18 protein-coding genes are annotated in these 18,614 nt (G+C 64.6%); 5 read left to right on the top strand and 13 right to left on the bottom strand.

The window, feature by feature from the left end:
* Nucleotides 1-4: 4 nt before the first annotated feature.
* From EPO50_RS15330 to EPO50_RS15295, 8 genes are all read right to left on the bottom strand, one after another.
* Nucleotides 5-796: a purine-nucleoside phosphorylase gene (locus tag EPO50_RS15330; protein WP_296345471.1), complete on the bottom strand. Its 792-nt coding sequence runs from the start codon at nucleotides 794-796 to the stop codon at nucleotides 5-7.
* Nucleotides 793-1,188, bottom strand: a complete 396-nt coding sequence (locus tag EPO50_RS15325) for a cytidine deaminase (RefSeq protein WP_296345469.1) — start codon at nucleotides 1,186-1,188, stop codon at nucleotides 793-795. Before EPO50_RS15325 ends, EPO50_RS15330 begins: the two co-directional genes overlap by 4 nt.
* 1 nt (nucleotide 1,189) lies before the next feature.
* Nucleotides 1,190-2,110 carry an ABC transporter permease gene (locus EPO50_RS15320; RefSeq protein WP_296345467.1) on the bottom strand — a complete coding sequence of 307 codons (921 nt, stop codon included), beginning with the start codon at nucleotides 2,108-2,110 and terminating at the stop codon, nucleotides 1,190-1,192.
* Between the two features lie 3 nt (nucleotides 2,111-2,113).
* Nucleotides 2,114-3,226 (bottom strand): ABC transporter permease, encoded by a 1,113-nt coding sequence (locus EPO50_RS15315; protein WP_296345464.1) that lies wholly within the window; start codon nucleotides 3,224-3,226, stop codon nucleotides 2,114-2,116.
* Nucleotides 3,223-4,752 carry an ABC transporter ATP-binding protein gene (locus tag EPO50_RS15310; RefSeq protein ID WP_296345462.1) on the bottom strand — a complete coding sequence of 510 codons (1,530 nt, stop codon included), beginning with the start codon at nucleotides 4,750-4,752 and terminating at the stop codon, nucleotides 3,223-3,225. The genes EPO50_RS15315 and EPO50_RS15310 overlap by 4 nt, the downstream gene beginning before the upstream one ends.
* The gene (locus tag EPO50_RS15305) at nucleotides 4,740-5,756 is read right to left on the bottom strand and encodes a BMP family ABC transporter substrate-binding protein (RefSeq protein ID WP_296345460.1); all 1,017 of its coding nucleotides are present in this window, start codon (nucleotides 5,754-5,756) and stop codon (nucleotides 4,740-4,742) included. The genes EPO50_RS15310 and EPO50_RS15305 overlap by 13 nt, the downstream gene beginning before the upstream one ends.
* 72 nt (nucleotides 5,757-5,828) lie before the next feature.
* The gene (locus EPO50_RS15300) at nucleotides 5,829-7,328 is read right to left on the bottom strand and encodes an amidohydrolase family protein (protein WP_296345458.1); all 1,500 of its coding nucleotides are present in this window, start codon (nucleotides 7,326-7,328) and stop codon (nucleotides 5,829-5,831) included.
* 50 nt (nucleotides 7,329-7,378) lie between these two features.
* A complete protein-coding gene (locus tag EPO50_RS15295; RefSeq protein ID WP_296345456.1) occupies nucleotides 7,379-8,830 on the bottom strand; it encodes an amidase in 1,452 nt (483 codons plus the stop codon).
* Nucleotides 8,831-8,963: 133 nt separating this feature from the next.
* Here EPO50_RS15295 and EPO50_RS15290 point away from each other — a divergent pair, with 133 nt between their 5' ends.
* Together EPO50_RS15290 and EPO50_RS15285 are read left to right on the top strand one after the other, a co-directional pair.
* Nucleotides 8,964-10,184: a CaiB/BaiF CoA-transferase family protein gene (locus EPO50_RS15290; RefSeq protein WP_296345454.1), complete on the top strand. Its 1,221-nt coding sequence runs from the start codon at nucleotides 8,964-8,966 to the stop codon at nucleotides 10,182-10,184.
* Nucleotides 10,185-10,194: 10 nt separating this feature from the next.
* On the top strand, nucleotides 10,195-11,154 hold the full coding sequence (locus EPO50_RS15285; protein WP_296345452.1) for a tripartite tricarboxylate transporter substrate binding protein: 960 nt from the start codon (nucleotides 10,195-10,197) through the stop codon (nucleotides 11,152-11,154).
* Here the strand turns inward: EPO50_RS15285 and EPO50_RS15280 are convergent.
* The 5 genes from EPO50_RS15280 to EPO50_RS15260 are packed head-to-tail and all read right to left on the bottom strand — an operon-like array spanning nucleotide 11,141 to nucleotide 16,284.
* Nucleotides 11,141-11,503: a nitrile hydratase accessory protein gene (locus tag EPO50_RS15280; RefSeq protein ID WP_296345449.1), complete on the bottom strand. Its 363-nt coding sequence runs from the start codon at nucleotides 11,501-11,503 to the stop codon at nucleotides 11,141-11,143. The genes EPO50_RS15285 and EPO50_RS15280 overlap by 14 nt on opposite strands.
* On the bottom strand, nucleotides 11,493-12,152 hold the full coding sequence (gene nthB, locus EPO50_RS15275) for a nitrile hydratase subunit beta (RefSeq protein WP_296345448.1): 660 nt from the start codon (nucleotides 12,150-12,152) through the stop codon (nucleotides 11,493-11,495). The genes EPO50_RS15280 and nthB overlap by 11 nt, the downstream gene beginning before the upstream one ends.
* The gene (gene nthA / locus EPO50_RS15270) at nucleotides 12,149-12,796 is read right to left on the bottom strand and encodes a nitrile hydratase subunit alpha (protein ID WP_296345446.1); all 648 of its coding nucleotides are present in this window, start codon (nucleotides 12,794-12,796) and stop codon (nucleotides 12,149-12,151) included. The genes nthB and nthA overlap by 4 nt, the downstream gene beginning before the upstream one ends.
* Nucleotides 12,797-12,820: 24 nt before the next feature.
* Entirely contained in the window at nucleotides 12,821-14,044 is a 1,224-nt protein-coding gene (locus EPO50_RS15265; protein WP_296345444.1) for an MFS transporter, read from the bottom strand.
* Entirely contained in the window at nucleotides 14,041-16,284 is a 2,244-nt protein-coding gene (locus EPO50_RS15260) for an arylsulfatase (protein ID WP_296345442.1), read from the bottom strand. Before EPO50_RS15260 ends, EPO50_RS15265 begins: the two co-directional genes overlap by 4 nt.
* A gap of 86 nt (nucleotides 16,285-16,370) precedes the next feature.
* Between EPO50_RS15260 and EPO50_RS15255 the strand changes: the two genes are divergently transcribed.
* Genes EPO50_RS15255 through EPO50_RS15245 form a run of 3 tightly spaced genes read left to right on the top strand, consistent with a single transcriptional unit; the run spans nucleotide 16,371 to nucleotide 18,610 of the window.
* On the top strand, nucleotides 16,371-17,135 hold the full coding sequence (locus tag EPO50_RS15255; RefSeq protein ID WP_296345440.1) for an alpha/beta hydrolase: 765 nt from the start codon (nucleotides 16,371-16,373) through the stop codon (nucleotides 17,133-17,135).
* A gap of 5 nt (nucleotides 17,136-17,140) precedes the next feature.
* Nucleotides 17,141-17,860: a DNA-3-methyladenine glycosylase I gene (locus tag EPO50_RS15250; RefSeq protein WP_296345439.1), complete on the top strand. Its 720-nt coding sequence runs from the start codon at nucleotides 17,141-17,143 to the stop codon at nucleotides 17,858-17,860.
* 3 nt (nucleotides 17,861-17,863) lie between these two features.
* Nucleotides 17,864-18,610: an aspartate/glutamate racemase family protein gene (locus EPO50_RS15245; protein WP_296345437.1), complete on the top strand. Its 747-nt coding sequence runs from the start codon at nucleotides 17,864-17,866 to the stop codon at nucleotides 18,608-18,610.
* Nucleotides 18,611-18,614 lie beyond the last annotated feature (4 nt).

The following is an 18,614-nucleotide window of genomic DNA, read 5'->3' as shown; positions in this document are numbered from 1 at the left end:
GCGCCTAGCCGTAACGCTCCAGGAAGGTACGCAGCAATCGGCGCACATTACCGGACGCTGCTCCCGCCACGGCAAGGGTCTGTTCGTGCCCCAGCACGCCAGGCACGAGGCCAGCGGCATAGTTGGTCATCAGCGACAGGGCCACGACTTTGAGACCGGCATGGCGCGCCAGGATCGTCTCGGGAGCCGTCGACATGCCGACAGCGTCGGCGCCCAGCACGCGGGCGGCGCGAATTTCCGCAGGCGTCTCGAAACTCGGTCCACTGAAGAAGATGTAGACGCCGTCGTGGCACGTCACGTTGGCCTCGTGGGCGGCAGCCATCAGCTTTTTGAGCAGGGCCGGATCGTAGGCGTCGACCATATCGACAAAGCGGCTGTCGCCCAGCCCGACGCCAAATAGCGGATTGATGCCGGCGAAATTGATGTGATCGCTGATCGCCATCACCGATCCTGGCGGCATGTCGAGCCGCAGACTGCCCGCGGCATTGGTCTGCAACAGTGTCTCGCAGCCGAGATCGGCAACGGCACGGATCGCGCCCCTCATTTCGTCGGCTTTGCCGCGTTCATAGTAGTGCGCGCGGCCCTGCAGGACGGCGACCGGCGTCGGCCCGACATGGCCCAGGACCAAGCGGCCGGCGTGGCTGCCGACCGTGGTCTGCGGAAACCCCGGCAGGTCAGCATAAGGAAGAACAGCGACCTGCTTTACGTCCTCGACGAAACTGCCCAGGCCGGACCCCAGGATCACCGCGACTTTCGGTTCGAAGCCGGGAGCAACCCGCGTGATGGCGTCGATCATGATTGGGCGATGTGATGTGGACCGAACGACATCGGCAAGAGCTGTCCCAAGGTTACTGTGCGATGCAGCCCATCCGGGCCGCAGAGGTGGACCAGCGTGTCGTCGGCCGCAAACTCGCGCAGTTTCTGGCGGCAGCCTCCGCAGGGCGTGATGGTCTCGGGGCCCGGTCCCATGACGACACATTCCAGGATGCGCTTATGGCCGGCCGCGACGAGAGCCGCGATAGCGCCTGCCTCGGCACAGATCCCTTGCGGGTAGGCGGCGTTCTCGACGTTGCAGCCGCCATGGATCGAGCCGTCTTCAGCGCGTAGTGCTGCCCCGACGTGGAACTTCGAATAGGGCGCATGAGCATGAAGCATCATGCGCTGCGCGACATGGAGCAGATCGTCCACCTCAATGCTCCTTCTCATAGGGCACGCCGGCTGCTTTGGGCGCCACCGCGTTGCCGATGAAACCGGCCAACAGAAACAGAGTGAGAAGATAGGGCAAGGCCTGGATCAGTTGCACTGGAACTTCACCAACGCCGGGCACCTTCACGCCTTGCAGCCGGATGGCAACAGCATCGAGCAGACCGAAGACCAGGCAGGCACCGAAGGCCGGGAACGGCCGCCACTTGCCGAAGATGATGGCGGCCAGAGCGATGAACCCCTGCCCCGCCGTCATGTCGCGGCTGAAACCGGCGTTCTGGGCAATCGAGAGATAGGCACCGGCGAGGCCCGAAAACAGGCCACACAGGAGGACGGCGCGATACCGCAGCCAGGCGACCGAAACACCGGCCGCATCGACCGCCAGCGGCATCTCGCCGACGGCACGCAGCCGCAGACCGAAGCGTGTGCGCGCGATCAACCACCAGGTGAACGGCACCGACAACAGCGCCACGTAGACCAGCACATTGTCGCCGGCCACCGGGAAGAAGATCGGCTTCAGCCGCTCACCGTCACCGAGCGGTGGTGTCTGGCCGCCGCGCGCGAACCAGGCCGTGCCCAACACAACGGTCAGCCCCGCCGCCAATATGTTGAGGGCAATGCCGCTCACGACCTGGTTGCCGCGATGGGTGATGCAGGCAAAGCCATGCAGCAGCGCAAGCGCCTCAGCCGCAACGATAGCGGCAACGACACCTGCCCAGGCCGAGCCTGTGAGCGATGCCGTCGCGGCCGCGAAGAAAGCAGCCATCAGCATCTTGCCTTCGAGCCCGACATCGATGATGCCGCTCTTCTCCGAGAACAGCCCGCCCATGGCGCAGAGCACCAGCGGCGTCGCCACGCGCAGGGTTGCCGCGAGAGTCAGGGTGATGAAGGTGAGCGTCTCCTCCATCGCTCAGCCCCGGCGCCCGAACAGCGCCTGCAACCAGGGCCGCGGCAGATGTGCCAGGGCCCCGCAGAACAGGATGACCAGTCCCTGGATCACCACGACCATCTCGCGCGTCATGGCGGGAATTTCGAAGGAGAGCTCCGCGCCTCCCTGTTGCAGGGCGCCGAACAGGAGAGCCGCCAGCACGATGCCCAACGGATGGCTGCGCCCCATCAACGCCACGGCGATGCCGGCGAAACCGTAGCCGGCCGGAAAGTCGAGCACGATACGATGATGGACGCCCAGCAGCTCGTTGACCGCGACGCCGCCAGCCAGGGCACCAGACAGGCACATCGCCAGCATGGTCATGCGCCGGATGCTGGTGCCGGCATAGATCGCGGCCTCGGCGTTGTGCCCCATGGTCCGCAGCGCGTAGCCCCAGCTCGTACGCCACAGGAAAATCCAGACGGCGACGCTGCTGAGCAGGGCCAGGACGAAGGCGAGATTGAGGGCCGACGGCGCCACCGCGATGCCAATCGATTTCAATACCGCCTGCATCGACGGCAGCGATGCCGAGTCGGCGAAGCCACGGCTCTGCGGCGTCATCGAGCCCGGCGCGATCAACACATTCACCATCAGGTAGACCATCAGCGCCGAGGCGACGAAGTTGAACATGATGGTGGTGATGACGATGTGGCTGCCCCGCCAAGCCTGCATCCAGGCCGGCACCGCCGCCCAGGCCGCGCCGAACGCCGCCGCTGCCAGGATGGCGAGCAGGATCAGCAACGGCCCCGGCAGATAGCGATCGAGCGCCAGCACGGCGAGCCCGCAGCCCAGGCCCCCGATATAGGCCTGGCCCTCACCCCCGATGTTGAACAAGCCGGCGTGGAAGGCGACCGCCACGGCAAGTCCTGTAAAGATGAAGTTGGTGGCGTAGTAGAGCGTGTAACCGATCGATTCCGACGAGCCAAAGGCACCAACCAGCAGGAGCTTCAGCGCATGGAAGGAGTCGACACCGATAATGCGCGCGATGATACCGACCACCAGGAAGGCCAGCGCGACATTGACCAGCGGCAGCACACCGATTTCGACCCAGCGCGGCAACGGTCGGCGAACAGACCTCGGGACGACGAGGCTCATGCGTCGGCCATCATGCGGCCGAGCGCCCGTTCATCGGCCTGATCCGCCGCGACCTCGCCGATGATCCGTCCACCCGACATCACCAGGATGCGATCGGCCAGCGACAGGATCTCTTCGAGTTCGACCGACACGACCAGGATAGCGCAGCCTGCGTCGCGGCTCTTCACCAGCTCGCGATGGATGAACTCGATGGCGCCGATATCGACACCGCGCGTCGGCTGCCCGACCAGCAGCACTTTGGGAATCCGTGACATCTCGCGGGCCAGGATCAGCTTCTGCTGATTGCCACCAGAGAAATGCGACGAACGCAATCCCGGTGTCTGCGGCCGCACATCGAAGCGCTGCATCAGATCGGCACAATGCCTGCCCACGGCGGGCGCATCGAGCAGGTGATTGCGACAGTAGGGCGGCTGGTCCTGGTAGCCCAGGATCGACGTTTCGGATGCCTCGAAAGCGGCGACCAATCCCTGCCGCAGGCGATCTTCCGGAACATGGGCGAGGCCGAGTGCGCGCATCTCGGCCGGGTCGATAGGGCGCGCCGGGTCGATCACCCGGCCACAGACTTCCACCTGGCCCGCGGTCGGTGGCCGAATGCCGGACAGGACTTGCAGCAGCTCCGTCTGGCCATTGCCCGAGACGCCGGCGATGCCGACGATTTCGCCGGCGCGCAACTCGAGGTCGATACCGTCGAGCAGGCGCACACCGCGGCGGTCGACCAGCGAGAGACCGCGTGCCGCCAGCATCGTCTGGCCGCGCTCAGCTGGCGCCTTGTCAAGGTCGAGCCGGATCTTGCGGCCGACCATCAGCTCCGCCAGTTCGCCGGTGCTGGTTTCGACGGTGAGCCGCTCGGCAACGACGGCGCCCTGGCGCATGACAATCACCCGATCGGCCACGGCCATGATCTCGCGCAGCTTGTGGGTGATCAGCACCACGGTGACACCGCGGGCGCGCAGGCTCTTCAGGATCTCGAACAGCCGGTCGGTCTCCTGTGGCGTTAGCACGGCGCTGGGCTCGTCCAGGATCAGCATGCGCGCGCCACGGAACAGGACCTTCAGGATCTCGACCCGTTGTTGCTCGCCCACCGAAAGATCAGCCACGCGCGCATCAGGATCGACGCTGAGGCCGTATTCCCGACCAAGCCGCGCCAGCTCGGCACGCGCAGCCGCGAATCCACCGGCCAACAGGGGACCGCCTTCGGCCCCCAGCATCAGGTTTTCGAGGACGGTAAAGGTGTCGACCAACATGAAATGCTGGTGAACCATGCCGATGCCATGGGCGATGGCATCGCGCGGACTTGCCATATCGACGGGACGGTCATCGATCAGAATCTGACCGGCATCGGCGCGATAAAGCCCATAGAGAATGCTCATCAAGGTCGACTTGCCGGCACCGTTCTCGCCGACAATACCGGTGATGCTGCCGCGTGGGATGGCAAGCGACACACCGCGCACGGCGTGCACAGCACCGAACGACTTGTCTATGCCTCTCAGTTCAATGGCTGCAGCAGCGGCCGTCAGCGATTGCACGAATTGTTGCTCATATAGTCGTGCACGACGATCTTGCCCGAAATGATATCGGCTTTGGCAGCTTCGACCTTGGCCTTCATCTCCGGCGTCACGAGCTTCTCATTATCCTTGTCGAGCGCCCAATCGACCCCGCCTTCCTTAAGGCCCAGCACCTGCGTACCGCCCTTCCACTGATGGTCCTGGGCCGCCTTGAAGCTCTCGTAGGTCGCCACATCGACGCGCTTCAGCATCGAGGTCAGCATGTTGCCGGGATGCAGATGGTTCTGGTTGGAGTCGACGCCGATGCCGAGCTTGCCGCGATCCTTGGTCGCCTGGAGGATACCGAGCCCGGTGCTGCCCGCGGCGGCATAGACGACGTCGACACCGCGATCGATCTGGCCACGCGCGAGTTCGGCGCCTCGGCCCGGATCGTTCCACGCGGCAGGCGTCGTCCCCGTCATGTTGGTAATCAGCTCAGCGCTGGGGTTGGCATACTTGATGCCCTGCTCGAAGCCGCACTGGAAACGCCGCACCAGCGGAATGTCCATGCCACCCACGAAGCCGATCTTGCCGGTCTTGGAGGCGAGTGCCGCCAGCACGCCGACCAGAAACGAGCCTTCCTGTTCGCGGAACACGACGGACTGTACGTTGGGCAGGTTCACCACGCTGTCGATGATCGTGAAATGGATGTTGGGGAATTCCTTGGCGACTTTTTCCAGCGCCACGGCCTGGGCGAAGCCGACGGCGATGATCGGGTCCTGGCTCCGCTGGGCGAAGCGGCGCAGCGCCTGCTCGAACTGCGTCTCATTGCTGGGTTCGAATTCGGTGACAGCAATCCCCGTATCCTTCTTGAAGCGTTCGGCACCCTGCCAGACCCCTTCATTGAAGGACTTGTCGAATTTCCCACCGGTGCTGAAGACGATAGCGGGCTTGATCGTGGCCTGAGTCTGCGCCTGTGCAGGCGCGGATAATCCCAGGCAAACGACGGCAAAGACCGCAATCAGCGGTCCGACCCAGCGTTTCATGACGGCTCCCTTGTTCTGGGCCAATCTTGGACTGCGGCGCGCGCCGGGTCTAGGCACGCCTCCGCAGTGCAATCAGCCCGGAACGACGAACCCGTACCTCAGGTTAGAGGGATCACGCCCCACATGCTCATAGTGCGACTTGATGGCCGCGAAGCGATCGTCCCGCCATGCCGCCTTCTTGATGTCATAGCGATACATCTTCGCTGAATTCTCACCGAAGATGGCCCGCTTCACCGGTCCATCGGCCGGACCGAGCGGCGCATAACCGAACTTCTTCTGCATGTCCTCGGGGATTTCGAGCCGGCGCAGGGCCTCGATCTGCCACTGTGGCGCCCCGGTCCAAACCGCATCGGTTCCCCAGACGACATGGTCGGCGCCCATGCCCTTTACCAGCATGCCCATCAGCGCCGCACAAAGACGCGGTTCGGTCACCGTCGTCTGGGCGAAGATCTGGCCGAGATCGGCATAGACATTGCTGACGCCATATTTGGCCGGGATCTCGGCAAGATCGCTGGTCCACTCAACCCGGCCGGTCTTCTCGAACTGGTCGTAGCCGCCCGCCGCGGCACCCGGCGCGCCAGTCCAGCGGAAGGCCGAGTGATAAACGACGAAGCGGATCTGCGGCCAGTCCTTGGCCGCCTTGCCGACATCGTCGACGGTCGCATAGGGCGTCAGATGCGGCCAGCGTTGCGCGACCGAAGGCGGATAGAGGCCCTTGTGAACGCAGACGATGTCGTAGCCCGCCTTCACGATCTTCTCGTAGAAGGGATAGACAAGCTTCTCGTCGTCCATGCGCCAGGGATGACGCGCCAGATCCTTGTTGGTGTTGTCGCCGACCGTATAGCCTTTCCACGAGTCCGGTTTGAGTGTGGCGATGCACTTGTCGACCTCGTCCATCCAGCCGTCGTAGCCCGGTGTAAAAATGGCGTGCGACAGGAGACGCCTGGAGCCGGCTTCGCGATTCACCTTCTCGCGGGCGTCGGCTTTCATCTCGTTGGTCAGGAACCAGTCGCGTGGGTCCTCCGACGCCGAGCCACTGATCAGTGCGACCTTGGTGTCGCTGTCGAGATAGATCTCCTTGAACCAGTTGGGATACTTGAGATCGTCGGTGGTCTGTGGCTTGCCGACCAATCCCGGGTTCCAGCCGGCCTTGCCGACCGCCTCACGCCCCCGCACGAACCCTTCGAGCCGCGTGTCGTCGCGCAGGAAGTGCGTATGCACATCCATGACGAACTGATCCTTGAGACCGTCGGCGCGTGCCTGGGCAAGATCGACGCTTTTGGCTTCGGCTGGTGCGGCGCCATAAAGCGGGCCGTAGACCTCGTTCATGGCGACGAAGGCCGTCGCCATGCCAGCAGCGGTCTGGAAGAAACGCCGCCGCGACAAGCCATTGCGACGGCCATACTCGTCGCCCAGTGCGTTCATACGTGCCTCGACTTGCTTCTGGCGCTCGGTTCGGGCGATCGGCAGAAACTCGTCGCTTGATACGACCTGGGTCGGCACCGGTGTCGTACCACCGGCCACGCTGGCAGGAGCAAGCCGGCCGCGTTCGTCGTCGCTCAACAGACCCATTGCAATCCTCGAAGCTACAGGGAAGAGTCGGCGTCCGACGCGAGCTTACTTCAAGCTTGGAGAGGCGGCACCGTCCCTTGCTTGGGGTCAATGGGCAGCAGACGGTCGAGGCCCACGAGCTTTTCATAGAGAGCCCCGGCCTGCAGCAATGCCGCCTCGCCGCGCGGTTTGCCGACGAGCTGCAGCCCGACCGGTCGACCGTACTGATCGAAGCCACAAGGTACGGCCAGAGCCGGGCTGCCGGTCACGGTAATGGCTGAATTCAATGTCGAGCCCGCCATGTAGTTCTCGAGCTTCTTGCCGGCGATGGTCTCAGGCGCCCGCAGATTGACGTCGAAAGCGGCCGTCGGCGCTCCCGGTGTCACGAACAGATCGTATGTCCGGAAGAACTCGTTCATGCGCCGATACAGAGCCGCGCGTTCGCGCTCTGCCCAAGCCAACCGGCTTGCGGTCTGCTTCAGGCCAAGCTCGGTGTTCCAGATGATGTCCGGCTTGATCAGATCGCGATGCTGTTCGATCTGCTGCTCGCGATCGACCACGAACTGCTGGCTGCGCAGCGCCATGAAAACGTCGTCGACCGGCCCAAAGTCAGGCGACACTTCCTCGACGATGCAGCCCAGCTCCTCGAAGCGACGCGCCATCTTGGTGCAGATCTCGCGGATCTCACGATCGAGTTCGAATCGGCCGCCGAAGTCGGCACTGAAGGCGACCCGCTTCGGCGCTACTGGATTGGCGACCGCCGCGCTGAACGAGACGGCCGGCGCATCGAAGGTCATGGCGTCCTGCGGACAGAAACCGGCCATCGTGTCGAGGAACAGCGCAAGATCGGGCACGTTACGCGCCATCGGCCCCTGCACCGACTGCGGCGAATAGAGATTGTTCGAGGTGCCGCGCGTCACGCGGCCGGCCGACGGCCGCAGCCCTACCGTGGAGCAGTAGGTGCCGGGACGCCGCAGCGACCCGCCATGGTCGGAACCGTGCGCCAGCCAGACCTCGCCCGCCGCGACCGAGACCGATCCGCCGCCCGTTGAACCGCCGCAGGTCAGCGACGTGTTCCAGGGGTTGCGCGTCCGGCCAAACACTTCGTTGAAGGTGCTGCCGCCCGCGCCGAACTCCGGCGTATTCGACTTGGCGACGACGATGCCACCCTTGCGCTCAATCCGTTCGACCAGGGGATGCGACTTGGCGGGCACGTGATTGGCAAAGATCGGCGAGCCATAGGTCGTCCGCACACCGGCGACATCCGTCAGGTCCTTGATCGACACCGGCAGGCCGGCAAGCCAGCCCGCTTCGCCTTCGGCCTCGTTGGCCTTACCGGCCATGATCCGTTTGGCGTGATCGCGAGCGCGATCGAGGCAGAGCGTGGGCAGCGCATTCAGCGCCGGTTCGACTTCCGAGATCCGCTGTGCCGAGGCGTCGATCAGGTCGAGCGGGGTGATCTCCTTCTTCTTCAGTCGATGTACGGCCTCGACGGCACTCAGACGCCACAGTTCGCTACTCATGATGTTCCTCCTCGGCCCGGAGTGTGCCAGCACCGACCAAACTCTGTCTGCCATCCATATCCGGCAAACCTAGTTTAGCTGCCTTGACTGTTCTGCATGCGAGCGGGACGACCTAAAATTCCGACTCGAGGGAATGCCTGTGATCGAAAACAAGAAGCAAGCTCCCGGCCCGCTGGCTGGCCTGCGCATCGTCGATATTTCCACCGTTGTCGCCGGACCCTTCGCGGCCGGCCTGCTGGGTGATTATGGCGCCGAGGTCGTGAAGGTCGAGATGCCGGGCATCGGCGACTCGCTGCGCGCGCTCGCACCACACAAGGACGGCGTGCCGCTGTGGTGGAAGGTCACCAATCGCAACAAGAAAGGCATCACGCTCGACCTGCGTCAGCCCGACGGCCGAAACTTGTTCGCGAAGCTCATCGCCGACGCCGATGTGCTGGTCGAAAATTTCCGCCCCGGCACCCTCGACGGCTGGGGCATCACCCGCCCCTGGCTGCAAGGGATCAACCCACGGCTCACCATCCTGCGTGTTACGGGCTTCGGTCAGGACGGGCCGTACGCCGGCCGGCCGGGCTTTGCCCGCATCTTCGAGTCGATGAGCGGCTTCACACAGATCTGCGGCGAGGAGGATGGCCGGCCGCTGCATCTCGGCTACCCCATCTCCGACGCCGTTGCAGGCCTCTTCGGTGCCCTGGGCATCCTGGCCGCCCTGCATGACCTCGCCCGCCATCCCGAACGGCGCGGCCAAGAGATCGACTGCTCGGCCACAGAAGCGATGCTGCGTACGCTGGAATTTCTCGCCATCGAATACGACCAGCTCGATGCTGTGCGTACGCGCTCGGGCAACCGCAGCCAGTACGCCGCGCCCGGCAATGTCTACCGTACGGCCGACGACAAATGGGCGTCGATCGCTGCCTCAACGCAGAGCATCTTCGATCGTCTGTGCACGGCACTCGACCTCCGTCATCTCCTCGATGATCCACGGTTCGCGACCAATCCGGCGCGCGTGCAGAACTACCGCGAGCTCGACGACATCGTAGGCGCTGCAATCGGGCGGCTGACTCTGGCCGAACTACGCGAAAGCTTTGCCCGCCATGAGGTCGGCTTCTCGCCGATCTACGACATCGCCGACGTCTTCGCCGATCCGCAGTTCGCCGCACGCGACGCCATCGTTAGCGTGCCCGACGGCGAACTGGGCGCGGTGCGCATGCAAGGCGTGGTGCCACGCTTCTCGGAAACGCCAGGCCAGGTCCGACATGCCGGCCCGGCGATCGGGCAGCACAACGACGAAGTCTATGGTGGCCTGGGACTGTCCGCGGCGGAGATCGCGGCCCTCAAGGCACGCAAGGTCATCTAGGGAGGACCACATGCTGAGACGCCATTTCGCGGCGCTGTCGCTGGCAACGCTCTGCCCCTTGCCCGTTGCCGCACAGGGCAACAAGGTCCCCCGAATTGTCATCGGCTTTCCCGCCGGCCAGGGCATCGACCTGGTGTCGCGCATCGTCGCGGATGCCATGAAGGAAGAGGTCGGCGAGACGGTCATCGTCGAGAACAAGCCGGGCCAGGGCGGCAGCATTGCCCTCGGCCAGGTAGCGCGCGCCACGCCCGATGGCGCCACCATCCTGATCTCTGCCATGGCCGCGCTCGTCGTGGCACCGCACCTCTACAAGAACGTGACCTACGATACTTTGACCAGCTTCGCGCCAGTCGGCCGGGTCGTCGACATGCCGATGGTTCTGGTGGTGCATCCCTCGCTGCCGGTGAAGACGCTGCCGGAGCTGATCGACTATGTGAAGGCCCGGCCCGACAAGCTTTCGCACTCTTCGTCAGGCAACAGCACGGTGAGCCATATCGCCATGGAGGAGCTGAAGCACGCGACGGGCATGAAGATCCTGCACGTGCCCTATCAAGGCAGTGCCGCGGCGATGAACGATCTGATAGCCGGCAACGTTCAAATCGCGATGGATACGGTCGCCGCCACCCAGGCGCATATCAAGGCCGGTCGTCTACGCCTGATCTCGGCAGGCAGCCTCGAACGAATGCCGTTCTTCCCCGATACACCGACCATCGCCGAGCAGGGCTTTCCGGGTTTCGAAGCCAATGCCTGGATCGGCATGCTCCTGCCTGCCGGCACGCCGCGCGAAACCGTGGATCGGTTGGCCACGGCCCTGAACAAGATCGTTCGGACACCCGCCAATCAGCAGAAATTCATGGCCGTCGGCGCACTGCCCAAACCGAGCACCACGGCGGAGTTCGATGCGTTCCTCAGGGCTGAGTATGCCCGCTGGGGCAAGGCCATTGCGGCGTCGGGTATCAGGGCCGACTGACGCTGGAAGCCTGCTGCAGTTCCACGGGCTGGCCGTGCGGCGTCGTGCGATAGGCTTCGGCCCAGGCATGCACCCGCGCATCGAGCGCCCGCGGCTCCGTCAGCGATTTCGCGACGCACAAGCGTTCGAGAGCCGAGAGCCAATGGTCGTAGTAGGCCGAACCATCGTCGGATGGCGCCTCCCGCAACACAGCTGACAGCGTCTCCACCCACTCCGCCCAGGTGAAATGACCAGCCTCGCAAAGCTTCAAGGTCAGCGCGAAGGCCTGCGCCTGCCAGGGCTCGGCGAAGACCGGGCCGTTCGCATCGACAGGGAGGCCGGGCAGCACCGCGACCTGCTCACGCTGCATCGAGATAGTCCTCCCACAGATCGAGATGGACGGAATCCGATGCGTGGGCACTGTCGCCCCACAATTCGCGGGCGGCAAAGCGCACCGTGTAGAGATACTGCGGATTCTCGCCCTCGAAGCGGGAGTTGGAATCAGGGAAGACGTGCGCGCCGTGATGGCACTCGATCACGCCCTGCCGGCCGCGCACATAGCGTGGCAGTCGCGTATGGCCGGTCGGATTGATGTCGCGCGCCCGGACAGCAGCGCCAGCGGCAAAGCGCGGCTGGGCCGAAATCTGCCGCAGGGTCGGACCACCGGCGGCGATTGCCACCGGCACCTTATCCGCCGTCAGTGGCGGCGTGGCGATGGGTGACGTCGGGTCACGCCGTCCTGTCGCCAGTTCCTGCGGTGTGATGAGGCCGGCATCGAGCAGCAGCCTGATAGAAGATGCGAACCACTTCTCGTAGTAGCTCATGCGCAGATAGTCGGCTGGCGGCAGCCGTTCGATGCTGTGGCGACCCGCATCGATGTTCCAGCGTCGCCAGGCGCTCGCGGCACGCCGCAGCGCCAGCACTCGTCCTTCCCAAGGGGCATGAAAGACCGGCTCGTTGGCCTCCGGCTCGACGGGCCCGAAGCCGTGCATGCCGCCCATATCGTGCACGCCGTTCATGCGCCCTCCTTCGCGGCCGGGCCCGCCACTTTGGCTACACCGACCATCGCATCGCGCGTCACCAGCGCTGCCAATGCCTCGGCATCCATGCCGTCGGTCCCGGCAGGACGCTCGGGCAGGACGAGGTAGCGAATCTCGGCCGTCGAATCCCAGACGCGCACGGCCACATCGTCCGGCACAGAGAGGCCGAACTCGTTCAGGACGCCGCGCGGTTCGATCACGGCACGCGAGCGATAGGCCGACGATTTGTACCAGACCGGCGGCAATCCGAGCACAGGCCATGGATAGCAGGAGCACAGGGTACAGACGACGAGGTTGTGTACCTCGGGCGTGTTCTCGACGACGACCATGTGCTCGCCTTGCGCGCCGGTGTAGCCCATCTCGGCGATGGCAGCAGTCGCATCGCCCATCAAGCGGGCCTTGTAGTCGGGGTCGGTCCAGGCACGGGCGACGATGCGCGCGCCATTGCGCGGGCCGATCTTGTTCTCATAGGTGTCGACGACCGCATCCAGCGCCGCAGGATCGACCAGGCCCTTCTCGATCAGGAGCGATTCCAGCGCCTTTACCCTGAGCGCCGTATCCGACGGTATGTCCTGCCCGTGATCGTGGTGATGATCATGGTCATGTTCGTGATCGTGGCTCATGGCAACTCCTCGGGATGTAGAAGCCTACACCGGCACCGCGGCACCTGTCCGCCGGCGTTGGGCGAAATAGAGAATGCCCAGCAGCATCAGGTTCAGCAGGTTGAAGGCGAGCGCTGCCTGGAAAGCCGACTGGTAGGAGAGCGTGGCGTCGAAGATCGCGCCGCCCAGCCAGCCACCTGCCGCCATGCCGGCCATGGCGAACAGCATCACCACGCCCAGTCGCCAGCCTGCGATCGTCGGCCCGTAAAGGAACCGCAGGTTCAGCGCATAGCCCTGGACGATGGCGATGAACGGAATGCCGTGCAGCAGCGACAGGGCGTAAATGCTCGTGATGTCGCGGGCATAGAGGAAGCCAACCAGCGAGCCGATCTGGATCACCGAACAGAGCAGGCTGACGGGCAGCGGCCCGATGCGGTCTGCCAGGCGCGCCATCACGAAGGTCGCGACGATGGCCGAGAGCAGGACCAGCGAAACCGCCTCCGTACCGCGCGCCGCCGGATAGCCGAGGTCGCCACAGAAGGCCACCATATGGACAAAGGGAATGGCCATTGCCGCGCAGCAGCAGAAGCCGGCCGCCGACAGCAAGGTCATGATCGCCGACGAGGGCAGCGGCAGGGGCACTTTATCCTCGCGCCGGCGGCCGCCGGGCCCGCGCAGGATCGGCGCCGGCCGCACGTAGAGCGCACCCAGCAGCAGCAGAATCCCCGCCGACAGGCCGTAGACCACCAGCGTATCGCGCCAGCCGATCTCGGGAAGAAGCAGACGGTAGATCTGCGGCCAGACCGAACCCGCGATCGCGGGGCCGATGGAGATGATGGCGACGGCGATGTTGCGGCGCTTGTCGAACCAGCCCTGGACGTTGTTCATCGCCGGCGTGAAGGTGCCGGCATTGCCGAAGAAGCCCAGCAGGACCGCGTAGCCGGCATAGAGCGCGATCTCGCCGCCGCGCGAGGCGGCAAAGCCACCGATCGCGATCGAAATGCCGGCGATCACCAGCGGCACGCGCGGGCTGGTCCGGTCCGCCAGCCAGCCCATGAAGACACCGCCCACGCCCATGCCGAAGAAGCCGACCATATAGGCGAAGGATGGCACCGCGCGCTGGTCGCCGAAATCGGCCGCCATCTCCTTCAGTCCGACCATCGGCAGATAGATGCCGCCGCCGCCCAACGCGATACAGGCCATCGACACCAGCGCCAAACGCCAGGCGTAAGGCCCGTCAATACCCGACCGGTTGGGGGTGGTGTTCACTCCCGTGCCAGCGCTGCCGTTGCCGCTGCGACGGGATCGAGCGCCTGGTCGTCGTCCATCAACACCGTCACCTTGCGCAGCTTGCCGGTGAAGGCGAACGGCGCTTCGTAATGCGAGACCGGGCTGGAGCGGTCGCGGCCGATATCGAGGCCCGACCAGGAGATGAAGCTCACGAAGCCGTTCTGGGTGTCGAAGCTACCGGCTGGCTCGCCGTCGATCAGCAGGGTCGCGAGGTTGCGACCCTGATTGCGCCGCATGCGCACGCCGAGCCGCCGGTTGCCGGCCGGCACGGGCCGATCGGAAACGATCAGGTGGTGCTCGCCGCCGATGTTCATGTCGTAGGTCAGCCGGCCGTCCTTCATGTAGAGCGAGTAGCCGGTCGTGGCGTCGCCGTGTGCGATCAGCACACCCTCGGTGGTCGGCCCATCGACATGGGCGTCGGCTTCGATCGTGTAGGTGCGGTTGCGCACGTCGGGCGCCACGTCGGTTGGCACATGCCCCATCCCCGCATGGAAGACGAAGCGGTTGCGCGGTCCGTGGAAGCGCTTGGCATTGTCGGCGAAGCGTGGCGCAAAGCGGTCGTCGAGCGGCAGCACCTTGCTGCGCTCGGCCTGCCGCCACCATTCCTCGATCATCGCCTTGAGCCGCTCCGGCTCCTTCTCGGCGAGATCGTCGACCTCGTTGAAGTCGCGCGCGAGGTTGTAGAGTTCCCACTTGTCGTTGGCGAAGTCGGACCCTGGCGGATGATACGACACCGCCTTCCAGCCACCCTGCACCAGACCGCGATGGCCGAACATCTCGAAATACTGCGCCTTCGATTTGGAGCGCGCCTTGGCGTTGGCAAGGCTCGGCGCAAACGAGGTGCCCTCTAGCGGCATCTGCTTCACGCCATTGATCACCTTGGGTGGCTTGATGCCCACGACGTCGAGCAGGGTCGGCACGAGATCGCTGGCATGGCAGAACTGGTGGCGCAGCTCGCCCCGCGCCTTGACGCCCTTGCCCCAGGCCATCACCAGAGGATCGCGGATACCGCCGCCGTGGGTGTTCTGCTTATAGCGGCGCAACGGCGTATTGGCCGCCATTGCCCAGCCCCAGGGGAAGTTGGAGTGCGTATCGGGGCCGCCGATATCGTCGATGCGGGCAATCTTCTCGTCCAGCGACTCACGGCGGAGATTGTAGGGGCCCATGGCATTGATCATGCCGAACGGACCGCCCTCCTGGCTGGCGCCATTGTCCGACATGACGATGACCAGCGTGTCTTCGAGCTGACCCGCCGTCTCGAGAAACTGCATCAGGCGGCCGATATGCTGGTCGGCATGCTCCAGCATGGCGGCGTAAGCGGACTGCAAGCGCGTGAACATGCGCCGCTCGGGCTCTGCAATCTCGGCCCAGGGACGCACAGAATCGTTGCGCGGCGGCAGTTGCGTCTTCTTCGGGACAATGCCCATCTCGATCTGCCGCGCGAGTCGCTTCTCGCGCTCGACATCCCAGCCCTCCGCAAAGACCGAATCGTACTTCGAGATCATGTTGAACGGCGCCTGGTGCGGCGCATGACAGGCGCCCAAGGCCACCCAGGTGAGCCAAGGCGTCCCGGGATTGTCGCCGACATGATCGGCGAGGTAGCGAATCGCCTGGTCCACGAGATCGGATGTCAGATGGTAGCCCGTGGCGAAGGTGCCCGGCGGATCGACCGGTGTGTTGTCGCGCACCAGCTCCGGTGCGTACTGGTCCGTCTCGGCATCCATGAAGCCATAGAAGCGATCGAAGCCGCGCCCGAGCGGCCAGCCGTCGAACGGGCCGGTCGCGCCCGATTCCGTGAGCGGCGTCACATGCCACTTGCCCAGCATGTAGTTGCGATAGCCATGCGGACGCAGCATTTCGGCGATGGTGCCAGCCTCGCGGCTGATCTTCCCGCGATAGCCGGGATAGCCCGAATCGAAGTTGGCGAGGCAGCCGACGCCGACGGAGTGATGGTTACGGCCGGTCAGCAGCGCCGCCCGGGTGGTCGAGCACATCGCCGTCGTGTGGAAGCCGGTGTAGCGCAGGCCGCGCTTGGCAATGGCGTCGATAGACGGCGTCGCGATCGGCGAGCCGTAGCACCCGAAGTCGGAGAAACCGACATCGTCGAACAGGATGACCAGGATATTGGGCGCGCCTTTGGGCCGCTTGGGAGCTTCCGGCCAGTAGGGCTGGGAGTCCTGAACAGTCTTACCGATCTTGCCGTGTCCGTCGCCCGTCATGCGTTTCCCTTTGTTTCACCGGTTGTCCGATACTTACATCCGGCGATCAACCTTGTCGCAATTCATGCCCCGGGTTAGGGAAAGTCATGGCTCAATTCACGTCCGACGGGCTTGCCCTCGCTTATGACGAATTCGGTCCAGCCGACGCGCGCAAAGCGATCGTGCTGGTGCACGGCTTCTCCGCGAATCGCTACGAGAACTGGAAGCGCATGGGCTGGTACGATGCCATCGCCTCCAAGGGCCTACGCGGCTTCGCGCTCGACAATCGTGGCCATGGCGAGAGCGCCAAGCCGCACGATCCCGCGCAGTACAGCCGCGAGGCGATGGCACGCGATGTATTTGCATTGATGGACCATGCTGGCGTCGAGCGTGCTCACCTGCTCGGTTTCTCCATGGGTTCGCACATCGCTCTGACTGCGGCTCTGACGGACTCCGGCCGTATCGACCATCTCGTGGTGGCGGGCGTGGGCGGCAAGATCTTCGATCCGCCGCGCGAGGAAGGCGCCATGGCCGCCGCCATGGAAGCGACCAACCCGGAAGAGATTTCCGATCCGATGTTGAAGAGCTTCCGCCACTTCGCCGACGAGCAGAAGGAGGACCGCCTGGCCCTCGCTGCCTGTTCGCGCGGCGATCGCACGCCACTCACTCGTGACACTCTGATGGCAATCCGTCGCCCCACGCTCGTCGTCGCCGGCGCGCGCGACCAGCTTGCCGGCTCCCCGCAGGGCCTGGCCGATGCCATTCCCGGCGCCAAGGCGGTCACCCTGCCGGGATGCGATCACTTCTCCTGCATCGGCCATCCGCTGTTCAAGGCCAGCGTCTTCGACTTCTTCGATGGCTGGCTGGAGTAGCCGCCATGGCAAAAGTTCCGTTCAAGCGCATTCGCGAACGCGCTGCCAAGCGCAAGGGCGGCGAGAAGGTGCTGACGACGCTTTTGCCGAAGAAACGAGACAACAAAGCCCTGGCCAAGCTGAGAGATGATCGCGTGCTCTCGGAAATGGCGCGCCGCGTCTTCTCCGCGGGGTTCGTGTGGAGCGTCATCGACAAGAAATGGCCGGGCTTCGAAGAGGCCTTCCTCGGCTTCAACCCCAAGCGGCTGCTGTTTCAGCCGGCGGAGTTCTGGGAGAAGCTTGCCTCGGACAAGCGCATCGTGCGCAATCCGCAGAAGATCAGGTCGGTGCGCGAGAACGCCAAGTTCGTAAGCGACATCGCGGCTGAACACGGCAGTTTCGGGAAGTTCCTCGCGACCTGGCCTGCCGACGATCAGATCGGCCTGCTCGAAATCCTCGACAAGCGCGGCTCGCGGCTGGGTGGCTTCTCCGCCCAGTACCTGCTGCGCTTTCTCGGTCGCGATTCGTTCATCCTGACCAACGACCTGATCCTCTGCCTGCGCGACAGCGGTGTGCCACTCAGTGCCAAGGGCACCTCGAAGAAAGACATGAAGCTCGCCCAGGCGCAGATCAACGAATGGGCCGAGGAAACCGGCCTGCCGCTTACCCACATCTCCCGCATCTGCGCCATGTCTATCGGGGAGAACCATGACGCGGTGCGCTTGAAGCAGACGATGCAGGAGTAGCCCGTGGTCGAGATATTGCTGATCAACCCCAACACGACGGCCTCGATCACCGATCTGGTTCTGAAAACCGCGAAGCAGTTTGCTGCGAAGGACACTCACCTGCGCGCCACCACCGGTGCGTTCGGTCCGCGCTACATTGCCTCGCGTGCCGCCTATGCGATTGCTGGCCATGCCGCACTCGATGCTTTCGCCAACGACAAGGGCCGCAAGGACGCTGTCGTACTGGCCTGCTTCGGCGATCCCGGCCTGGCCGCTCTTAAGGAAGTGAGCAAGGTGCCGGTCGTGGGCATGGCAGATGCCTCGGTCCTGCAAGCCTGCGCGCTCGGCGGCCGCTTCTCCATCGTGACCGGCGGGGAACGATGGAAGTCGATGCTCGAAGAATTCGTCGCGAGCCGCGGCCTCTCCTCCCGGTTGGCGTCGGTGCGCACCGTCGCGCCGACCGGCGCCGATATCGCGCGCAACCCAAAGGCCGCGATGGCATTACTAGCTAAAGGCTGTAAGGCGTGCGTACGCGAAGATGGCGCCGACGTTGTGATCCTGGGAGGCGCCGGGCTGGCGGGCCTTGCAGCAAGGCTGAAGGGTATGGTCGATGCCCCTCTGCTTGATGGGGTTGCTTGCGCGATCTCCATGGCAGAAGGTCTCGCACAGCAGAAGCCTATCAAGGCAGCCGTCGGCATTCTTGCCGCTCCCGCCCCTGTGCCAAGCGTCAATCTTTCCAAAGGTCTTTCGAAGCTGCTCGGATCGCCTTAGGGTC

This window comes from Reyranella sp., assembly GCF_004297405.1.
Taxonomy (GTDB): domain Bacteria; phylum Pseudomonadota; class Alphaproteobacteria; order Reyranellales; family Reyranellaceae; genus Reyranella.
The sequence above is the reverse complement of the archived record's forward strand: the minus strand, read 5'-3'. Positions and strand labels throughout refer to the sequence as shown.

Bases quoted from the DNA above. Each gene is read 5' to 3' on its own strand.
- EPO50_RS15285 (WP_296345452.1), top strand. From the start codon at position 10,195: ATGCTGAGACGCCATTTCGCGGCGCTGTCGCTGGCAACGCTCTGCCCC.
- nthA (WP_296345446.1), bottom strand. From the start codon at position 12,796: ATGAGCCACGATCACGAACATGACCATGATCATCACCACGATCACGGG.
- EPO50_RS15250 (WP_296345439.1), top strand. From the start codon at position 17,141: ATGGCAAAAGTTCCGTTCAAGCGCATTCGCGAACGCGCTGCCAAGCGC.
- EPO50_RS15300 (WP_296345458.1), bottom strand. From the start codon at position 7,328: ATGGGTCTGTTGAGCGACGACGAACGCGGCCGGCTTGCTCCTGCCAGC.
- EPO50_RS15320 (WP_296345467.1), bottom strand. From the start codon at position 2,110: ATGGAGGAGACGCTCACCTTCATCACCCTGACTCTCGCGGCAACCCTG.
- EPO50_RS15315 (WP_296345464.1), bottom strand. From the start codon at position 3,226: ATGAGCCTCGTCGTCCCGAGGTCTGTTCGCCGACCGTTGCCGCGCTGG.
- EPO50_RS15255 (WP_296345440.1), top strand. From the start codon at position 16,371: ATGGCTCAATTCACGTCCGACGGGCTTGCCCTCGCTTATGACGAATTC.
- EPO50_RS15290 (WP_296345454.1), top strand. From the start codon at position 8,964: ATGCCTGTGATCGAAAACAAGAAGCAAGCTCCCGGCCCGCTGGCTGGC.
- EPO50_RS15295 (WP_296345456.1), bottom strand. From the start codon at position 8,830: ATGAGTAGCGAACTGTGGCGTCTGAGTGCCGTCGAGGCCGTACATCGA.
- EPO50_RS15260 (WP_296345442.1), bottom strand. From the start codon at position 16,284: ATGACGGGCGACGGACACGGCAAGATCGGTAAGACTGTTCAGGACTCC.
- EPO50_RS15280 (WP_296345449.1), bottom strand. From the start codon at position 11,503: ATGCAGCGTGAGCAGGTCGCGGTGCTGCCCGGCCTCCCTGTCGATGCG.
- nthB (WP_296345448.1), bottom strand. From the start codon at position 12,152: ATGAACGGCGTGCACGATATGGGCGGCATGCACGGCTTCGGGCCCGTC.
- EPO50_RS15330 (WP_296345471.1), bottom strand. From the start codon at position 796: ATGATCGACGCCATCACGCGGGTTGCTCCCGGCTTCGAACCGAAAGTC.
- EPO50_RS15305 (WP_296345460.1), bottom strand. From the start codon at position 5,756: ATGAAACGCTGGGTCGGACCGCTGATTGCGGTCTTTGCCGTCGTTTGC.